General features: G+C 59.7%; 16 protein-coding genes. 10 read left to right on the top strand and 6 right to left on the bottom strand.

The features are described 5' to 3' along the window. Positions 1–12 precede the first annotated feature (12 nt). Both F618_RS16395 and F618_RS0111965 read left to right on the top strand, forming a co-directional pair. On the top strand, positions 13–153 hold the full coding sequence (locus F618_RS16395) for a hypothetical protein (protein WP_019568683.1): 141 nt from the start codon (positions 13–15) through the stop codon (positions 151–153). Then, complete coding sequence (locus F618_RS0111965; protein WP_019568682.1) at positions 150–1,142, top strand: glycosyltransferase; 993 nt, start codon at positions 150–152, stop codon at positions 1,140–1,142. The genes F618_RS16395 and F618_RS0111965 overlap by 4 nt, the downstream gene beginning before the upstream one ends. A 48-nt stretch (positions 1,143–1,190) precedes the next feature. On the opposite strand, the gene F618_RS0111960 is transcribed toward F618_RS0111965, so the two are convergent. The 5 genes from F618_RS0111960 to F618_RS0111940 all read right to left on the bottom strand — a co-directional run bounded on the left by F618_RS0111960 (position 1,191) and on the right by F618_RS0111940 (position 6,917). After that, on the bottom strand, positions 1,191–1,940 hold the full coding sequence (locus F618_RS0111960) for a glycosyltransferase family 2 protein (protein ID WP_019568681.1): 750 nt from the start codon (positions 1,938–1,940) through the stop codon (positions 1,191–1,193). Then, positions 1,937–2,923: a glycosyltransferase family 2 protein gene (locus F618_RS0111955; protein WP_019568680.1), complete on the bottom strand. Its 987-nt coding sequence runs from the start codon at positions 2,921–2,923 to the stop codon at positions 1,937–1,939. Before F618_RS0111955 ends, F618_RS0111960 begins: the two co-directional genes overlap by 4 nt. Beyond that, positions 2,923–4,647: a hypothetical protein gene (locus F618_RS0111950; protein WP_019568679.1), complete on the bottom strand. Its 1,725-nt coding sequence runs from the start codon at positions 4,645–4,647 to the stop codon at positions 2,923–2,925. The genes F618_RS0111955 and F618_RS0111950 overlap by 1 nt, the downstream gene beginning before the upstream one ends. Then, positions 4,640–5,905: an NAD(P)/FAD-dependent oxidoreductase gene (locus F618_RS0111945; protein ID WP_255349470.1), complete on the bottom strand. Its 1,266-nt coding sequence runs from the start codon at positions 5,903–5,905 to the stop codon at positions 4,640–4,642. The genes F618_RS0111950 and F618_RS0111945 overlap by 8 nt, the downstream gene beginning before the upstream one ends. 64 nt (positions 5,906–5,969) lie before the next feature. After that, positions 5,970–6,917 (bottom strand): NAD(P)-dependent oxidoreductase, encoded by a 948-nt coding sequence (locus F618_RS0111940; protein ID WP_019568677.1) that lies wholly within the window; start codon positions 6,915–6,917, stop codon positions 5,970–5,972. Between the two features lie 413 nt (positions 6,918–7,330). Between F618_RS0111940 and rfbB the strand changes: the two genes are divergently transcribed. Genes rfbB through F618_RS16640 form a run of 8 tightly spaced genes read left to right on the top strand, consistent with a single transcriptional unit; the run spans position 7,331 to position 16,328 of the window. After that, positions 7,331–8,392, top strand: coding sequence for a dTDP-glucose 4,6-dehydratase (rfbB, locus tag F618_RS0111935; protein WP_026331219.1), 1,062 nt, complete (start codon positions 7,331–7,333; stop codon positions 8,390–8,392). Next, a complete protein-coding gene (gene rfbD / locus F618_RS0111930) occupies positions 8,389–9,276 on the top strand; it encodes a dTDP-4-dehydrorhamnose reductase (RefSeq protein ID WP_019568675.1) in 888 nt (295 codons plus the stop codon). Before rfbB ends, rfbD begins: the two co-directional genes overlap by 4 nt. Further along, positions 9,273–10,157, top strand: a complete 885-nt coding sequence (gene rfbA, locus F618_RS0111925) for a glucose-1-phosphate thymidylyltransferase RfbA (RefSeq protein WP_019568674.1) — start codon at positions 9,273–9,275, stop codon at positions 10,155–10,157. The genes rfbD and rfbA overlap by 4 nt, the downstream gene beginning before the upstream one ends. Next, positions 10,154–10,705 carry a dTDP-4-dehydrorhamnose 3,5-epimerase gene (gene rfbC, locus F618_RS0111920; RefSeq protein ID WP_019568673.1) on the top strand — a complete coding sequence of 184 codons (552 nt, stop codon included), beginning with the start codon at positions 10,154–10,156 and terminating at the stop codon, positions 10,703–10,705. Before rfbA ends, rfbC begins: the two co-directional genes overlap by 4 nt. Before the next feature lie 35 nt (positions 10,706–10,740). Beyond that, complete coding sequence (locus F618_RS0111915; protein WP_369772996.1) at positions 10,741–11,529, top strand: ABC transporter permease; 789 nt, start codon at positions 10,741–10,743, stop codon at positions 11,527–11,529. After that, complete coding sequence (locus F618_RS0111910; protein ID WP_019568671.1) at positions 11,519–12,874, top strand: ABC transporter ATP-binding protein; 1,356 nt, start codon at positions 11,519–11,521, stop codon at positions 12,872–12,874. The genes F618_RS0111915 and F618_RS0111910 overlap by 11 nt, the downstream gene beginning before the upstream one ends. Next, positions 12,874–15,774, top strand: coding sequence for a glycosyltransferase (locus tag F618_RS0111905; RefSeq protein WP_019568670.1), 2,901 nt, complete (start codon positions 12,874–12,876; stop codon positions 15,772–15,774). The genes F618_RS0111910 and F618_RS0111905 overlap by 1 nt, the downstream gene beginning before the upstream one ends. Positions 15,775–15,815: 41 nt before the next feature. Next, entirely contained in the window at positions 15,816–16,328 is a 513-nt protein-coding gene (locus F618_RS16640; RefSeq protein WP_081620893.1) for a methyltransferase domain-containing protein, read from the top strand. Here F618_RS16640 and F618_RS0111900 read toward each other — a convergent pair. After that, positions 16,274–16,554, bottom strand: a 281-nt coding sequence (locus F618_RS0111900) for an integrase core domain-containing protein (RefSeq protein WP_019568669.1), incomplete at its 5' end; no start/stop codon positions are given. The genes F618_RS16640 and F618_RS0111900 overlap by 55 nt on opposite strands.

Genomic DNA, 16,554 nt, shown 5'->3' with positions numbered 1-16,554 from the left:
AATCGAGAGGTAATGGACTATTTTCGGACGCGCCCCGGGGATCTGCTGGTGCTCAATCTCGCCGAGCCCGGGGCCTACCAGCGCTTTCTCGCGTTCCTCGGGCTGCCCAACGACCCTGAGGGTGCCTTCCCCTGGGAGAATCGAAGCTCATGAAGAGCGCCAAATCCAATGGAAACCGAGCGCCGGGCCGGCTGGAGGAACCACGCTCCGAGCAGGAGCTCCTGGCGGAGTGGGGTGGACGCACCGAGCCCCTGCTGAGCATTCGATGCCTCACTTACAACCACGCCCCATTTGTTGAGAGTGCGCTAAAAGGGTTCCTGATGCAGCGCACCGATTTTCCGTTCGAGATCATTGTCCACGACGACGCGTCCACGGATGGCACGCAGGACATCATTCGTCGCTATGCGGCGCGCTACCCGAAGTTGATCCGTCCGATCCTGCAGGCCGAGAACCAGTATTCCCAAGGGCGGAAGGCCTGGCATGCGATGGAGCCTTTGACCCGTGGACGATACATCGCGGTGTGTGAAGGTGACGATTACTGGACCGATCCCGACAAGCTCCAGACTCAGGTGGACTATCTGGAGCAGCATCCGGAGTGTGTTGTGTCTGGTCACGATGCGGAGATGCGTGATGCGCAGGGGGCGCTTGTTGCAGCGTCAAAGTTGCCAAAGTATTGCCAGCGCGATTTCTCCGCGGTCGAGCTGGAGCAGGGGGATGGGTTTCTTCTCACGCTCAGCCTGGTCTTTCGCAATGTGCCCCTTGGTCATTGTCCCGAACGCAGCCTGGTCCGCAACGGAGACCGGTTTCTGCTGGTGCTACTGGGTGCGCATGGAGGGAGCCATCATCACAGCGACATTCGACCGGGTGTTTACCAGATACACGAAGGTGGTGTGTGGTCCAGTCTGGAACGCCGGGACCGGCATGCAGAAGCGGCGCATACGTACTGCATGATTCAGCGATATTTCCGTCGCATTGGCCGCGAGGACCTGGCGCGCCATTTCCTGGATCGCTGCCGAGAAAACTACGCACTGACGATACCTGCCCCGAAACTGTTGCGAGTGCTCGCATTTCGTCTGGTAGACCGGCCCTGGCTGCGGCGCTGGTGGCATCGATTGGTTCCATACCACCCGCCGAGGCCCTGACTGACAGGAATTCGTGTGCTGCTGGCAGGCCGACCGCGAGTAAATATGTCAGGGGGCGTTCGGCGAGCGAGTGGACCTCCTGGAAAGACGGAATCTGTGCTTTCGCAGATAGCGCAGCAGACTTCGGACATGCATCAGGAAGTGGATCGGGTCTGCGTGGCTTCTTTTCTGTGCGTCGTGGATGATGGTTGCGTTCGGGTCCAGCACGACGGTGTGTCCGGCAGCCCATAGCCTGGCGCACAGGTCGACGTCCTCGTAGTAGAGGAAATAGGCCCTGTCGAAGCCGTTCACGTCGCGATATGCATCCCTGCTCGCCAGCATGAACAAACCGGCAACCCAGTCGGGATAAGTGAGTGCAGATCTCGCGGGTGACGGGTACGCGCCCGTCTCGCCCTTCAGTAGCTTGCGGGCTAGTGAGGCCACCGTCGGGAAGCGGCGGGCACTGGGCTGGAGCGTATGAGCTGCGTCGTAGACTTGAGGAGCCACAAGGCCGGCCCCTGTTTCGCTCAAGGTCCCGAGCAGGCTGGGAAAAGGGTTCTCGGTGAGAATGACGTCCGGATTCATCACACAGAAATAAGGTTCAGTAGCGCGCTGGAATGCCCGGTTGTGGTTGTAGCCGAACCCGAAACGGCGTTGGTTCTGGATGACCTCCAGCTTGGAGTGTTGGGGGAAATCCAGTTCTTCCCAACGGTTCAGCGTGACCAGAATTTGCGTCACTTCGGGGAGTGCGAGGAGGCGACGTGCAAGCCAGCTGACCATTTCGCCGTGTCCGTGGCTGACGATCGAGACGGTAATCATCGTGGCCATCCCTTGTGGAGGAATGGCCACAAGGCGCGCGGGCCGACTCGGCGTTGTGCCTGTATCGCACGTCTTTTCTTCCAGACCTCACGGAGTTGGCTTGCCGCGTTCCACTTGGCGCGCAGGACGATGCGGCCCTGGCCGCGACTCATTGCGCGCAGGATGAGGAGCCCGTTCACCAGGATGTGAGCTGGAAGCAGGGCCCACATTAATGTACTGGGCATGTTCTTGAGGAAAACCCACGGTAGGTTGCGCTGACCGTAGTAGGTCGCGAAATCGCTTTGCGTGCCGCCACTGGAGCCGCCCCCGACGTGGTAGGCGATAGCCTTGGGTACATAGAGCACGGTGTGGCCTGACAAGCGTAGCCTGAATCCCAGGTCAACATCTTCTCCGTAGCAAAAGAAGTCTTCGTCGAACCCCCCTGCTTTACGAACGGCTTGCCGGCGATACAGTGCGGCTCCGGCGCAAGCGGAAAACACCGGGCGCGGATGCAGCGTGGCGGGCGAGGGTTTGCGCCCGTGCCCGATGCGCCAGAAAAGGCCGGTAACGTGGTAGGCGTCGCCCGCTCCATCCAAAAGTTCGGGTTCATCATGCTGGATCATTCTGGATGCGAATGCGGCCGCCTCCGGACTCCGCTCTGCGGTGTGCAGGAGCTCTTCCAGCCACCCGGGTGCGGGGAATGCATCCGGATTGAGGAGGGCGATGAATTCGGTTGAGCACGCTTCGATGGCCCAGTTGTTACCGGCGGCAAAGCCCAGGTTGATGTCCGCCCGTTTCACAGTGACGTTTTCGGACTCGCGCAGGTTGTCGATGGAGCCATCGGTGCTGGCGTTGTCGACCACCAGGATGCTCGAAGGGGTCACGCTCTGCTTCGACAGGGCCTCCAAGCATTGCTGCAGGAGTCGACCGGAGTTCCAATTCACGATGATGACCGTGACCGGGGCGCACGTCGAACGGGAGGGATGTTCGCGAAACGCTTCCATCAGTGGGCCTTTTGGGTATGCATACCGGGCAGCGGGCCACGACATCGCGTTGTGCCGATGCCCTGCACAGTCAAGTCATCCGTGAGCGCCGAGACCTCAATGTAGCCCGAGAAACCGGTGTGTCTAGCGTCAGGGCCGATCGTTTCCGCCACGTCCGGGCGGTAGCGCCCGGTGATGCCGATGCCAACCGCTTTGCCACGCGAGTCCAGGATCTGAAGGGTTTGCGGCGTTCGCCGCAGGTCGGGGGCGTGCACCCAACCGGTGATATACGCGAAGCTGGGTTCGAAAGGCAGGGCCTGGTAGCTATCGAGGAAGGCCAGGCAATTGGAAACCGGTCCGAGTTCTTCGGCTTTTTCGAGGAGCTGCGGGGCGTCGCGAAGCGGCGGTTCCGCGAACACGGTTACACCGGCGTCCCGTGCACGTCTTGCCAGGTCAAGCGCCGTTTTCGAATCGGGATACACGCGCTGAGTCCTTTCTGGATCATGGATCTGCAGGGCAAGGGGAAGTGCTGCGGCGTCACGCTCGAAAGCCTGGTGGCCTTCGGGGTCCAGGGCCTGTAGTTGGTGTATGACGATGGCGACCGCCAGTACGGCAGCAGCTGCCAGCAGCGTGGCACGAGCTGCAGCGGGAAGCATGACCAGCGTACGGGCATGGGCCACCAGCAATGCGGCCCAGCCTATTAGGGCCGGGGTGGTATAGCGAGACGAAAGAGCCTGTTCGAGGCCGAAAGTCACACGACCGCCAGCGGTTGCCACAGCGGTGCCCACAATGAAGACCACAAAGGTCAGCATGGCGGCCTCGATCGTCAGTCGACGCGGCCCCAGCAGGAAGCGTATTCCAGTGAACGCGGTTGCGGCCACCATGAAGGCGCCTGCCGCAGTCGCAAGGTAAGACCCCTGTGTCCCGCCACCCGCCAGATAGAAGAAAGGCGAGCCCAGGTACAAGAAGACATAGCGCACGAGGCGGATCGGGTTGTCCCCAAGGGCGCTGGATAGCGATCCGTGACTCTCTACAGCGTTGAAGCCATAGAAATACGCGATTGGTCCGATGATGGCGAGTGCGACCAGGATGGCGGTTCGGAAAACCCCCTGTCGCGTCACGATGGCTAGCAGTGCCATGAGTGGGAGTGCGACGACGCCATTGGCCATCGTGCCGAGCGCGGCGACCCCGGCTCCGCACGCTGCGATGAAAGTAATGTTGATAGGGGAAGAGTAGCTGGAGCGGTAAAGCAGAAAGAGGGCGAGGGCTGGCAGGAGTTGCGCCAGGAAAAATTGAATCTGGAATCCCCAAAGGAGGTTTTCGTGCTGCGTCCATAGCAGGAGCCAGGCAAACAACAGTGGAGCCAAAGCGGGGCCCAGCAGGCGGTCTCGAGATTCCGAAAGCGCACTGCGGAGTGCGCCGATGAAGAGTATGGCGGCAGACACCGCGAGCAGATGATTCACCAGGATCAGCAGCCATCCACTGCCGTTCAGCCAGTGGAGGTCCGTGAAGAAGAATAGCCGGGTGAGCAGGATGCGGTGCTCGTTGTGCTGGTCCCACCAGGCTGCCAGGCCGGCCTCGCGAAGATTCAGGTAGAACGCTAGCTGCCCGTCCCACATGTCCCAGTAGGGCACCGGCGAGAAGCCTTGCACGGACCCAAAGGCCGTCAACCCGAGCGCCGCCAGGGCCACGCACCAGAAGAAAAGCATCGTCAGGCGCGGTGCCTGGTAGCCGTGCTCAGGCATCAACCATCCTTGCCAACTGGCGACCGAGGCGCACGCTCTCGGCAATACCGCGATCTTCCGGGTAGTAATAGGCGGTGTCGGCCATGTACAGCCCTTCGATCGAGCTATTGGCAGGAGGAAGATCGTCAAGGTGTCCGGGGCGGCAAACCGGCTGCGCATGTCGGTATCGGCTCACTTCGGCCGCGATCACATCATCGGTCTGTAACGCCGGGTTTATCCGGCGCAGGTGCTCCCAGGTGCGTTCGATCAGGGTGTTGTCATCCTTCTGGAACGTCGGGTGCCCGGCAGGCAGGTAGTAGGGCGCATAGACGATATGCGCATCAAGTGGGCGCAGGTTGGTGTACTCCACGATGCCGGGCAGGTCTACGGACGGATCGTTGATGTTGATCCAGAACTTGTCGCTAACCGGGCGCTTCAGTTTGAAAACCACACACGCCACCGCGAGGCTCTGCAACGCGTGAATGCGGCTGCGGTCGCTTTGGGGTAGAGTGGGCACCATGTCCGGGACTCGGCGGAGCGGAACTGTACTGATGACGGCGTCGTGTGCGTAAGACCCAGCGTTCAGCTCCACGCCTCTGACCGTGCCGTCTTGCACTTGCACGCGGTCTACAGGGTGCCCGGGAAGTACGTGACCGCCTGCGGCGCGGATGTGCTCATGCAGCGCTTGCAGCAATGTGGCCGAGCCGCCTTCAAGGTAGCCGAGCCGTTCCTGCATGAGGTTTTTGCGCGAGCGGCCGAGACGGTGGATGCGGTTCCAGATCCAGGCGGCGGAGAGCTCCTCTGTGTGGTGGTGAAACTTCAATTCCAGGAGGGGCTTCCACAGACGATCATAGGCTCGCTTTCCTACCCAGCGGCGAAGCCAGGGGACGGCTTCTTGCTGGTCCAGGTTGCGCCAGTGTCGCCAGCGAGTGCAGAGGTAGGCATGGATGCCATATCGCAGTTTGGGTACAGGGCCAAGACCCGGCAGCCGGAGCAAAGCGAGGGGGTTCCCCCATTCATGGAGCTTGCCGTCCAGGAAGAAGCCCATGCGCGTGGTTTCCCAGTGCAACTGGTCTTCGAGATCCAGCTCCTTCAGCAGGTCGAACATCGGCTGGTCGTGGGCACAGATAAAGTGGTAGAAGCGTTCTATTGGCGTTCCCGCTAGTTCGAAAGTCGTGGACATCCCGCCGATGACAGGCGCTGCCTCGTACACGTGCACCTGGTGGCCGTCCTGAAGCAACTGGTAAGCGGCGGCCAGCCCCATGGGGCCGGCGCCGATGACCGCTACGTCGCGTTCCGGGCGTGGGGTGCCAGCGGATGCCCTGCGTTCGGGTGTATGCCGTTCAGCCACTGGAGTGCCGGGTTTTACCGAAGGTTTGTTCGAGCGCTTGGTGCAGCGGGGTAGGTTCGATTTCGAATCGCGCCGGCCAGTCGATCACTTCGAAATGGTCGCCGGCGATCAGCGCCTGCAGCTGGTTCCTGGTGAACGGGGGGCGCCGTGTCAGGAAACCGTAGGTTTCCAACAGCGCTCCGAAAAGGGAAATAGGTATCGGGAGAAGCAGGGAGCGGGCTTGCGTAATGCGCCGTAGGTAACGGACTAGATCGATATACGCTATGGGTTCCAGGCCGGTCAGGTTGATGCAGCCGAGCTCGGAGCGACGTTCCAGGCAGTGTTCGATCACTGAACAGAAGTCTTGCACGAAAAGTGGCTGGCGAAGATAGAGCCCGTCGCCGGGGATGGGAAACACGGGCGAGTACCGCATGAACCGAGCCAGCCATCCGAGGTGGTGGCTGTCATGGCGCCCAAACAAGAGCGTGGGGCGGAGTACAACGCCTGGTAGGCCGCTGCCCAAGAACATTGCTTCCTGCTCTCGCTTGGTCTGCGCATAAGGGTCTTCGGCCACGGAACAGACGACCGATGAACTCACATGCACCGTATAAGGAACCCGATGTTTCTGTAGCGCGGCCAGTACTCGGCGGGTGCTCGTCAGGTTGTTGCGCTCGAAGTCGGCTCGGTAGCGGCTGCTGATCTGGGCCTGGAGCATGACTGCGGCTGTTGCACCGTCAAAGTAGTCAGTCCAGTCACCGGGCTTTGACAGGTCGGCCGTAATGGTGGTCACACCGGGATGGCGTTGTCGCAATTCGCGCAATCGGGCGACGTCCTTGTCGATGACGATGATTTCGGCCGGCCCACTGGCAAGCATGCGGTCTACAAGGGTCTGCCCCACCAGCCCTGCGCCGCCGGCGAGAACGGTTCTGGGCGGGTCCTTGGTGTAAGTGCCCTGCTTCATACCGGTCTCAAGAAAGAGGGAACGTCGGCGGGGCGCTGGCGAAGTGCAGGCTTGATGGCTAAGGATGACAGCCAGCAATCCTGAGCGGTCGGGCGGGGATGCGTCTGGGTCGATTTATGCTGTCTCACGAGCAGTCCCTGGCGCGCTGAGCTTCCGACGGAGGTTGGCCCAGAACAACAGGGGAAGTCCAGTTTGCGGTGGCTTTGCGAAGCCCTCAACGAGGCCATGCTGCGTTAATACGGTGAGCTTGTGATGCCCCCCTTATCCAATCAAAGGGGTGTGGTTTTTCGCTGCCGAGATCGATATGGTGGGACGTAACGGAGAATGTATGTCAGGGCCGCGCCTGCACGGGGCTCCTCGATACTGAGGGTGCGGGCGCATGTGATCTCCACCAGACTTCGTTGGGGAAGGTTGTGAGTATTCTGGTGACAGGGGGAGCCGGGTTCATCGGCTCGAATTTCGTGCTCGAGTGGCTGGCTACTCATAACGAGCCGCTGGTGAACATCGACAAGCTTACCTACGCGGGCAACCGTGAGAATCTGATTTCGGTGCAGGGGGATCCCCGGTATCGGTTCGTCCGGGGCGATGTCGCGGACAGAGACTTGGTGGCACGATTGCTGCTGGAACACCAGCCAAGGGCTGTTGTGCATTTCGCAGCCGAGTCGCATGTGGACCGTTCCATTGTCGGGCCGGATGCCTTCATGCAGACCAACGTGATCGGAACGTTCGGTCTTCTGGAGTCGGTACGCGTGTACTGGGAAGGGTTGAACCATGATCGGCGCAATGGCTTCCGCTTCCTGCATGTGTCGACCGACGAAGTATTCGGGTCGCTAAACGAAGGTGATCCGGCGTTCGATGAGGAATCTCCCTACCGGCCCAACAGCCCCTATGCCGCCAGCAAGGCCGCTTCCGACCACCTGGTACGGGCCTACAATCACACGTATGGGCTCCCGACGCTGACCAGCAATTGCTCCAACAACTATGGTCCGTACCAGTTTCCCGAGAAGCTGATTCCACTGGTGCTCCACCGAGCGGTCCATGGGCAGCATATTCCGGTGTATGGCGATGGGCGTCAGGTTCGTGACTGGCTTCATGTCTCGGATCATTGTGCCGCGCTTCGCCGCATGCTGGAGGCAGGTGAACCGGGAGCGGTGTATGCGGTGGGAGGCTCGGCGGAGCGCACCAATCTTGAGGTCGTCGAGGCGCTCTGCGAGCTTCTGGGCGAGGCGCGGCCGGGCCCGAATTATCACTCACTGGTGCACATGGTGAAGGATCGCCCCGGGCATGATCGGCGCTATGCGATTGATGCCAGGCGAGCCATGAATTCGCTGGGCTGGGCCCCTCAGGAGACTTTTTCCAGCGGGCTGCGCAAGACGATGCAGTGGTACCTCGACAACGAAGAGTGGGTCTCCCGGGTGACCACGGGCGCCTACCGCGATTGGATCGACCGGCAGTATCACGCGAGCGCGGGATGAGTATCCTTCTGTTCGGCGCGGGCGGCCAGGTGGGGCGCGAGTTGCGCGACACCCTGGCCTCTCTGGGCTCCGTTCATGCCCTGACGCGATCTGACGTCGACCTGACGGATGTGGATGCCCTCCGGCAGGTGATTCGGGCGCGGCAACCGGACGTGATCGTGAACGCGGCGGCTTATACCGCTGTTGATCGGGCGGAGGAAGAGCCTGCAGAAGCCGAGGCCGTAAACGCCATCGCACCAAGTGTCATGGCCGAGGAGGCTGAGCGCCTGCAGGCGCTGATGGTGCATTTCTCTACCGACTATGTGTTCGACGGGTGTGCGTCGAGGCCTTATCGAGAGACGGATCTGCCGCGGCCTTTGTCAGTGTATGGCCACACCAAACAGGCTGGCGAGGAGGCAGTGACCAGCCAGAATCCCCGGCATCTCGTGCTTAGGACAGGGTGGGTCGTGGGGGCTCACGGCCGGAATTTTGTCAAGACGATATTGCGTCTCGCCGCCGAGCGTGACGAGCTGCGCGTTGTGAATGACCAGCGAGGCGCCCCCACCTCCGCGACCCTGCTGGCGGCGGTGACCTCGCAGTTGGTCAACGCATGGCGCTCGAACGCTCAGGGCGAGTTTCCCTATGGTTTGTACCACGTCGCGGCGCGTGGCGAGACGACATGGTTCGACCTGGCAAGGTGGATGGTTGGCTATGCCCAGGATCATGGGGCGTCGCTTTGTGTGGCAAGAGAGCGGGTCGTTCCCGTCAGCAGCGAGGAGTATCCGGTCCTTGCGACCCGGCCATCTTACTCGGTGCTGGACACCTCAAGGATCCAGCAAACATTTGGCATTACACCTCCCGCATGGGATGCGGAGGTGGAGAAGATCATGGATCGATTGTTATGAGTGAACGCAAGGGCATCATCCTGGCGGGTGGTTACGGGACGCGGCTGTATCCTGTTACGCGGGTCGTCAGCAAGCAGCTTCTACCGGTGTACGACAAGCCGATGATCTTTTACCCGCTCACGACACTGATGCGGGCCGGTATCCGGGAAATCCTCATTATTTCGACGCCGCGGGACCTGGGCGCTTTTTCCGAACTGCTCGGTGACGGCGAGCAGTGGGGGCTTACGCTGCACTACGCAGCGCAGCCGAAACCGAATGGTTTGGCCGAGGCATTTCTGATTGGCGAAAACTTCCTTGCCGGTGACCCGGCGGCTCTGATTCTGGGTGACAACATTTTTCTTGGCCGAGGGTTGGAAGAAACCCTGCAACGGGCTGCGGATCGGGAGGGCGATGGGACCATATTCGCGTATCGGGTTCCGGATCCCGAGCGCTACGGGGTCGTCGAGTTTGATCAGGCTGGATGTGTCCGGACACTGGAGGAAAAGCCGGTCTGTCCGCGCTCTGAGTATGCCGTGGCCGGTCTCTATTTCTATGACGCAGACGTGATTGACCTGGCTCGGACGCTGGAGCCCTCGGCTCGTGGTGAACTGGAAATCACGGACCTGAACCGGCTGTATCTGGAAAAGGGACGTCTGCGCGCGGAAGTCATGGGGGCCGAGCAGCAATGGATGGACGCAGGTACCCATGCTTCGCTCCTGGAGGCAAGCCAACGTGTGAAGACTCTGGAAGACGAGCTTGGAGTGAAGCTGGCTTGCCCGGAAGAGGTCGCGTATCGGAAGGGGTGGATCGATGCGACGAAGCTTATGCAGGTTGCCCAGCCCTCCTCCGGGAACCCAGATGGGGAATACCTTTCGCAACTGGTGCGAGAGGTATCACCATGAAGGGGTTCCCACTGGAACTGCCCGAAGTCATCGAGCTGCAGCCCCGCGTATTCGCGGACGAGCGTGGCTGGTTCTATGAGAGCTTCAACCAGCCGGCTTTCGAGCGGATCGTCGGTGAGGGACACCACTTTGTGCAGGACAACCATAGCTGTAGTGACACAGGTGTTTTGCGTGGGCTTCACTACCAGCTACCCCCGAAGGCGCAGGGCAAGCTGGTGCGCGTTGTCGCTGGAGCGATTTTCGACGTGGCTGTGGACATCCGACGCGATTCACCCACATTCGGTTCGTGGGTCAGTGCCGAGTTGACTGCGAAAAACCGACGACAACTATGGGTGCCGCCTGGGTTTGCCCATGGGTTCCTGTCGCTGAGCGAAGGGACCGAGGTGCTGTACAAAACCACCGACGTGTACGCGCCGGAGCTGGAGCGGGCGATTGCTTGGGATGACCCGGATATTGCCATCCAGTGGCCAGTGGTTCCTGTGGGGCCAAGGCTGTCGCCCAAGGATGCCGAAGCACCCCCGCTTGTGCGCGCGGAGGTGTTCCAGTGAACCCGCATGCCATTGCTTCAACCGGGCCACGGGCCATGGGGCAGAGTCTTTGGTCGAACAGACGGTTGCTGGCGCGGCTGACCAGGCGCGAAGTGGCCGGACGATATCGAGGTTCGGTTCTGGGTTTGTTCTGGTCGTTTCTTCACCCCCTTTTGATGCTTCTGGTTTTTACATTCGTTTTTACCGTGGTGTTCGAGGCGCGCTGGGCCGTGGAACAACCTACGACGGTTCATTTTGCACTGGTGCTGTTCTCGGGGCTGATCGTTCATGCGCTGTTTGCAGAAGTGCTGACGCGGGCTCCAGGCGTCGTAGTTGGCCAGGCGAATTACGTCAAGAAGGTCGTTTTTCCGCTGGAGTTACTCCCAGTGGTTACGGCATGCAGTGCAGCGTTTCACGCTCTGGTAAGCGGCCTTATCCTCTTGTTGGCATTCGCGATCGTGAACGGGCATTTGCATCCTACGGTTCTGCTGGCGCCGGTCATCTTATTCCCGTTGGTGGTGTTGAGCATGGGTGTTGGCTGGATTCTGTGCTCCCTCGGCGTCTTTCTGAGGGATATTGGGCAGGTGACCGGGGTGCTGGCGACAGCACTGCTCTTTCTTTCGCCCGTGTTCTATCCGGTCAGCGCATTACCTGAATTCATGCAGCCCTGGATGGTGTTGAATCCGCTCACGTTGATGATCGAGTCTCTACGCGACGTAGTGATCTGGGGGCGCGAACCCGATTGGTTGGCCTGGTCGCTCTACCTCATGGTCTCGACTCTAGTGGCGTGGATCGGCTTCGTGTGGTTTCAAAAGACAAGAAGGGGCTTTGCGGATGTCCTCTGACGACGTGGTCGCCAGAGTGACCGGCGTAAGCAAGCGATACGCCCTATACGCCTCGCCGCGCGACCGCCTCAAACAATATCTCCTACCCAGGCTTCGGGGAGCTTTGGGTCTTGAAGGCCGCGCTTACTACCGGGAAGTGAATGCGCTGTCGGAGGTGGGTTTCACCGTGCACCGTGGTGAGTCACTGGGAATCGTTGGTTCGAATGGGTCCGGCAAATCGACCCTGCTGCAAATCTTGTGTGGAACCGTCGCGCCCTCTTCTGGGACTGTGGAGATTCATGGACGGGTCGCTGCGTTGCTCGAGTTGGGGGCGGGCTTCAATCCCGAGTTCACCGGGCGGGAGAATGTGTACCTCGCGGCTTCCCTGTACGGACTGACGCAGAGCCAGACGCAGCAGCGCTTCCAAAGCATCGCCGAGTTCGCCGATATCGGCGAGTACATGGAACAGCCGGTCAAGACGTATTCCAGCGGCATGTACGTGCGGCTCGCATTCGCCGTGATCGCTCATGTGGATGCTGACTTGCTGGTCATCGATGAGGCATTGGCTGTTGGTGATGCGACATTCATGCAGCGCTGCATGCGGTTTATTAGACGATTTCGCCAACGGGGCTCATTGATCTTCGTCAGCCATGACATGAACTCCGTGATGAGTCTGTGCGACCGAGCGCTATGGCTGGACCAGGGCCAGGTTCGAGCATTGGGAACGCCAAGAACCGTTGCTGAAGATTACCTCGAATACAGTATCCGTCAGGTCCATGGCGAGGAGGTGGAAGTCGAGAGCATTCGCTCTCCATCCCGAGACGACGGCGGGGTTCCACAATCCGACGAAGGGGCGCGAGCGCCGATCCCTGCATACGATGGCGAGTTGACGGTCAAGGTCAACCTGGATCTGGCCTCTGGCTGGAAGAGCGGCGCGGGGGAATTGCTCGACCTGTACTTCACAGATGAGCACGGTGAACGTCAAGGGGTGATGCGTGGTGGCGAGCTGGTCGAACTGCTGATTAAGGCTAGAGTGCATCAACGCATGAATCGCCCCATCGTCGGATTTATGGTGCGCAACCGCTTGGGTCAGGATCTGTTCGGGGACAATACCCTCCCTTTTACAGACGTGAGTCCGACCCCGGCCACAGCGGGACAGACACTCGTGGCGCGCTATCGATTCCGTTTGCCAATGTTGCCCAATGGCGATTATGTGCTGACGGCCTCTCTGGCGGACGGAGAACTGCATGACCACGTCCAGCACCATTGGCTGCACGACGCACTGTTGTTCTCGGTCGCCTCGAGCAAGGTGCGTTGGGGGATGGTGGGCGTAGCATTTGACCGTATTTCACTTGAGGCGAGCTGATGAAGAAGTTGAGATCGCTGTACCAGGAGCACCAGGGGAAAGTGTCGGACAAGTGGCGCGGCAATTTGGACGTTTACGAGGATCTGTTCGCCCTTCGCCGTTGCGACCCCATCCGTCTGTTCGAGATTGGCGTTCAGAATGGAGGATCGCTTGAGCTGTGGTCCAAGTATTTCAGTTCGGCCGAGCTCATACTGGGCTGCGATATCGACCCCGCTTGTGCTGAGCTGGCATTTCACGACCCCCGCATAAAAGTGATCTCTGGAGATGCATGCGAGCAGGCAACAGTGCGAGCGGTCGACGCGTGTGGTGGTGCGTTCGAGATCGTCATTGACGACGGATCGCACCACGTAACGGACGTAGTGCGTGCGTTTGGCGAATACTTTCCTCGGGTCCGTCCTGGAGGGATATATGTAGTCGAAGACCTGCACTCAAGCTATTGGCAGGAATATGGGGGAGGCCTTGATGCCCCGTATTCCTCCGTCAACTTTTTCAAGCTCATGGTGGATGTGCTGCACCGGGATCACTGGGGTGTTCAGAGGACTGCATGCGAGTGGCTGGCGGGGTATGCGCGCCGCGTCGGTATTCGTCTGGATGACGCCATTCTTGGCCAGATCGAATCGATCCGTTTCTATGATTCCCTCTGCGTCATCGAGAAACGGGGCTCGCAGAGTGTTGGCCTGGGTACCCGGTTGGTTGCGGGCAAAGACGAAGGCGTCGCAGCAGGCCACCTTCGTTTTTCGGATGCGCCGTCCGAACCTCCTTCGCAGGCGGACAATCCTCGGTCGAGGTTGGACCGACCCTTAGTAGAGTATGTCGATCCCCTCATCCGCATGCTGGCACGTCAGCAGCACCGCGTCAGCCAGAAGCGGCGGGAGCTCCAGGATTTACACAACGAGTTGATGGTCCGCATGCAGCGTATCGAGCAACTGCAGGCGGAAGTCGCGGAGGTTCGCGCTTCACGTAGCTGGAAACTCACTGCCCCCTATCGCCGCTTCGGTGGGTGGATCCACACGGCACGACACATCGTACGCAGTAAAGGAGGCTTGGCACGGACCCTCGGCGCAACAGGAAGAATTCTGCTGCAGGAGGGCCCGACAGGGGTTCGCAGACGCTGGCATGACGCCCATACGTCCGGAGTCGGTGACGCCGTACGGGTCGAGGGACGGATCGTAGATCCATCGGACTACCGAATGTGGGTTAAGCTGTATGACACCCTTGATGACGCCGACCGCGCCGCGATCCGCCAGCGCCTCGAAAACATCGAGGCGCAGCCTACGATCTCTGTCTTGATGCCCGTCTATAACCCGAATCCGGAATGGCTCCATGAGGCCATCGAATCGGTACGGAAGCAGCTCTACCCCGATTGGGAGTTGTGTATCGCAGATGACGCATCCACGGATCCGAATGTGCGCGATCTCCTGCAGCGTTACGTAGATGAAGACTCACGCATAAAGCTCGCCCTTCGCGAAAGCAACGGCCATATTTCTGCCGCCAGCAATACCGCACTTGAACTCGCCCAGGGCGAGTGGGTTGTTCTGCTGGACCAAGACGATCTCCTTGCCGAAGACGCGCTGTACCATCTGGTCGCATGTATCGAAGAGTTCCCCGAAGCTCGGATGATCTATTCCGACGAAGACAAGATCGATGAGCATGGCCAACGTTTTGGACCTTATTTCAAGACGGACTGGAACCCGTACCTGTTTCTCTCGCAGAACATGTTTAGCCACCTTGGTGCGTATCAGAGAGATCTGGTTGTGACGCAGGGCGGATTTCGTGAGGGATACGAGGGGGCACAGGACTACGATCTCGCTCTTAGGTGCAGTGCTGCAGTTCATTCTGACCAGATCGTACACATCCCGCATGTCCTGTATCACTGGCGGGCACACGACAAAAGCACCGCATCTGGGGCACAGGCCAAGCCCTACGCAATGGAAGCTGGCGCGAAAGCATTAGCTGAGCATGTTTGTAGCAGGGCGCCTGGCTCAGAGGTGAAAATGATGCCCCATGGGTACCATGTGCGCTTCGCGCTGCCTAAAGAGCCGCCGGCCGCCACGTTAGTGATTCCGACTCGGAACAGGGTCGATCTGCTGCGTCGTTGCGTAGAAAGCATCCTCGCAAGGACTGATTACCCAAACTACCAGATCCTGATCGTCGATAACGGTTCGGACGATCCTGCAACCCTGGATTATCTGAGCGAGGTAGAGAGTAGTCGCGTCCGGGTTGTCCGGGATGATGGGCCGTTTAACTTTTCGGCAATTAATAATCGTGCGATCCAGAAAATCGATTCACCAATAATCGGGTTGATCAACAACGACACAGAAGTACGTCACCCTAACTGGCTGACCGACATGGTTGGGTATGCGTTACAGTCTGACGTAGGTGCTGTCGGTGCCCGGCTCCTCTACCCAGGCGGTACGATCCAGCACGCGGGAATTACGATAGGCGTTGGCGGCGTAGCCGCTAACGCCCACCGGGGCCTTTCGGAAAGCAGCTTTGGGTATATGGGGCGGGCGGGCCTCTCAGGCCAGTATTCTGCTGTTACAGCTGCGTGTCTTGTAATACGGCGGGACGTCTATCAAGAGATCGGGGGTATGAATGAGGAATGTCTGGCGGTGGCATTCAATGACGTTGATCTGTGTCTAAGGCTTGCAGAGCGTGGTTACAGGAACGTTCTGGTGCCCACCGCGGTACTCTATCATCATGAATCCGCTACCAGGCCGAGGGAGGATCAAGGTGAACCGAGTAAGCGATTCGCACAGGAGGTAGGCTACATGGAGAGTCGTTGGAAGGAGTGGCTTCAGGCGGATCCAATGTATAATCCGAATTTGTCATTGGATAGTGCTTCCTTTCCCCTTTCATGGCCCCCACGGAAGCCCAGGAACACGGGTATGGTGAACTAGTGCGTGCTTGTCCTTGAGTTTATTGGGTTGAGGTTGATCGAGTGAGCGTTGACCGGTCAGAGAAGATACTTTCGTGTATAAACGGTTATGGGCGAGGGCTGGAGATCGGTCCGAACCACCGGCCGTTAGCTCCAAAATCCGCGGGGTATGATGTTGAAACGCTCGACTGGCTTGACAAAAGCGATTTGATCCAGGAGTGCATGAGGTGTGGGCTGGATCCGTCGCAAGTGGAAGAAATAGATTATGTGTGGAGGGGGGAGCGGTACGCGGATTTGGTAGACCTTTCACGTGGCCGGTTCGACTGGATTATTGCCTCACATGTCGTGGAGCATGTCCCGGACCTGGTCGCATTCCTTCGCGATTGCGAACAGATATTGAACGACCGGGGGGTTGTTGTTCTCGCGGTGCCGGACAAGAGGTATTGCTTTGATCGGTATAGATCGATATCCGGACTGGGTGAGGTGTTGGATCGGTTTTTCGCAGAGCGAAGTTGTGGTGGTCAAGTGATTTCGGACACCGCGTTAGGTGGATTGGCTGCCGTTGGTTGCTCGTAGACGCTGGGAGGCAGGTAGCCCAGCGTCGAGTGGATGCGAACGGTGTTGTAGAACCGAGCGATGTAGTCCGCGATATCCCGCCGCGCCTCGCCGTGGTTCGCGTAGCGACGCTGCCAGACGCGTTCCGTCTTGAGGCTCAGGAAGAAGCGCTCGACGACGGCATTGTCCCAGCAGTTACCCCGGCGACTCATGCTCGCCTGGATCTGGTGCCGGGCCAGCAGCCGCC

The organism is Thioalkalivibrio sp. ALMg13-2 (assembly GCF_000381185.1).
In the GTDB taxonomy this organism is placed as follows: domain Bacteria; phylum Pseudomonadota; class Gammaproteobacteria; order Ectothiorhodospirales; family Ectothiorhodospiraceae; genus Thioalkalivibrio; species Thioalkalivibrio versutus.
Note: the sequence above shows the minus strand (reverse complement) of the source record. Positions and strands in the feature narration are given on the sequence as shown.

Coding starts and splice junctions, on each gene's coding strand:
- F618_RS0111915 (WP_369772996.1), top strand. CDS start 10,741: ATGGGGCAGAGTCTTTGGTCGAACAGACGGTTGCTGGCGCGGCTGACC.
- rfbA (WP_019568674.1), top strand. CDS start 9,273: ATGAGTGAACGCAAGGGCATCATCCTGGCGGGTGGTTACGGGACGCGG.
- F618_RS0111905 (WP_019568670.1), top strand. CDS start 12,874: ATGAAGAAGTTGAGATCGCTGTACCAGGAGCACCAGGGGAAAGTGTCG.
- F618_RS0111940 (WP_019568677.1), bottom strand. CDS start 6,917: ATGAAGCAGGGCACTTACACCAAGGACCCGCCCAGAACCGTTCTCGCC.
- F618_RS0111950 (WP_019568679.1), bottom strand. CDS start 4,647: ATGCCTGAGCACGGCTACCAGGCACCGCGCCTGACGATGCTTTTCTTC.
- F618_RS0111910 (WP_019568671.1), top strand. CDS start 11,519: ATGTCCTCTGACGACGTGGTCGCCAGAGTGACCGGCGTAAGCAAGCGA.
- F618_RS0111955 (WP_019568680.1), bottom strand. CDS start 2,923: ATGGAAGCGTTTCGCGAACATCCCTCCCGTTCGACGTGCGCCCCGGTC.
- rfbD (WP_019568675.1), top strand. CDS start 8,389: ATGAGTATCCTTCTGTTCGGCGCGGGCGGCCAGGTGGGGCGCGAGTTG.
- F618_RS16395 (WP_019568683.1), top strand. CDS start 13: ATGGACTATTTTCGGACGCGCCCCGGGGATCTGCTGGTGCTCAATCTC.
- rfbC (WP_019568673.1), top strand. CDS start 10,154: ATGAAGGGGTTCCCACTGGAACTGCCCGAAGTCATCGAGCTGCAGCCC.
- F618_RS0111965 (WP_019568682.1), top strand. CDS start 150: ATGAAGAGCGCCAAATCCAATGGAAACCGAGCGCCGGGCCGGCTGGAG.
- F618_RS0111960 (WP_019568681.1), bottom strand. CDS start 1,940: ATGATTACCGTCTCGATCGTCAGCCACGGACACGGCGAAATGGTCAGC.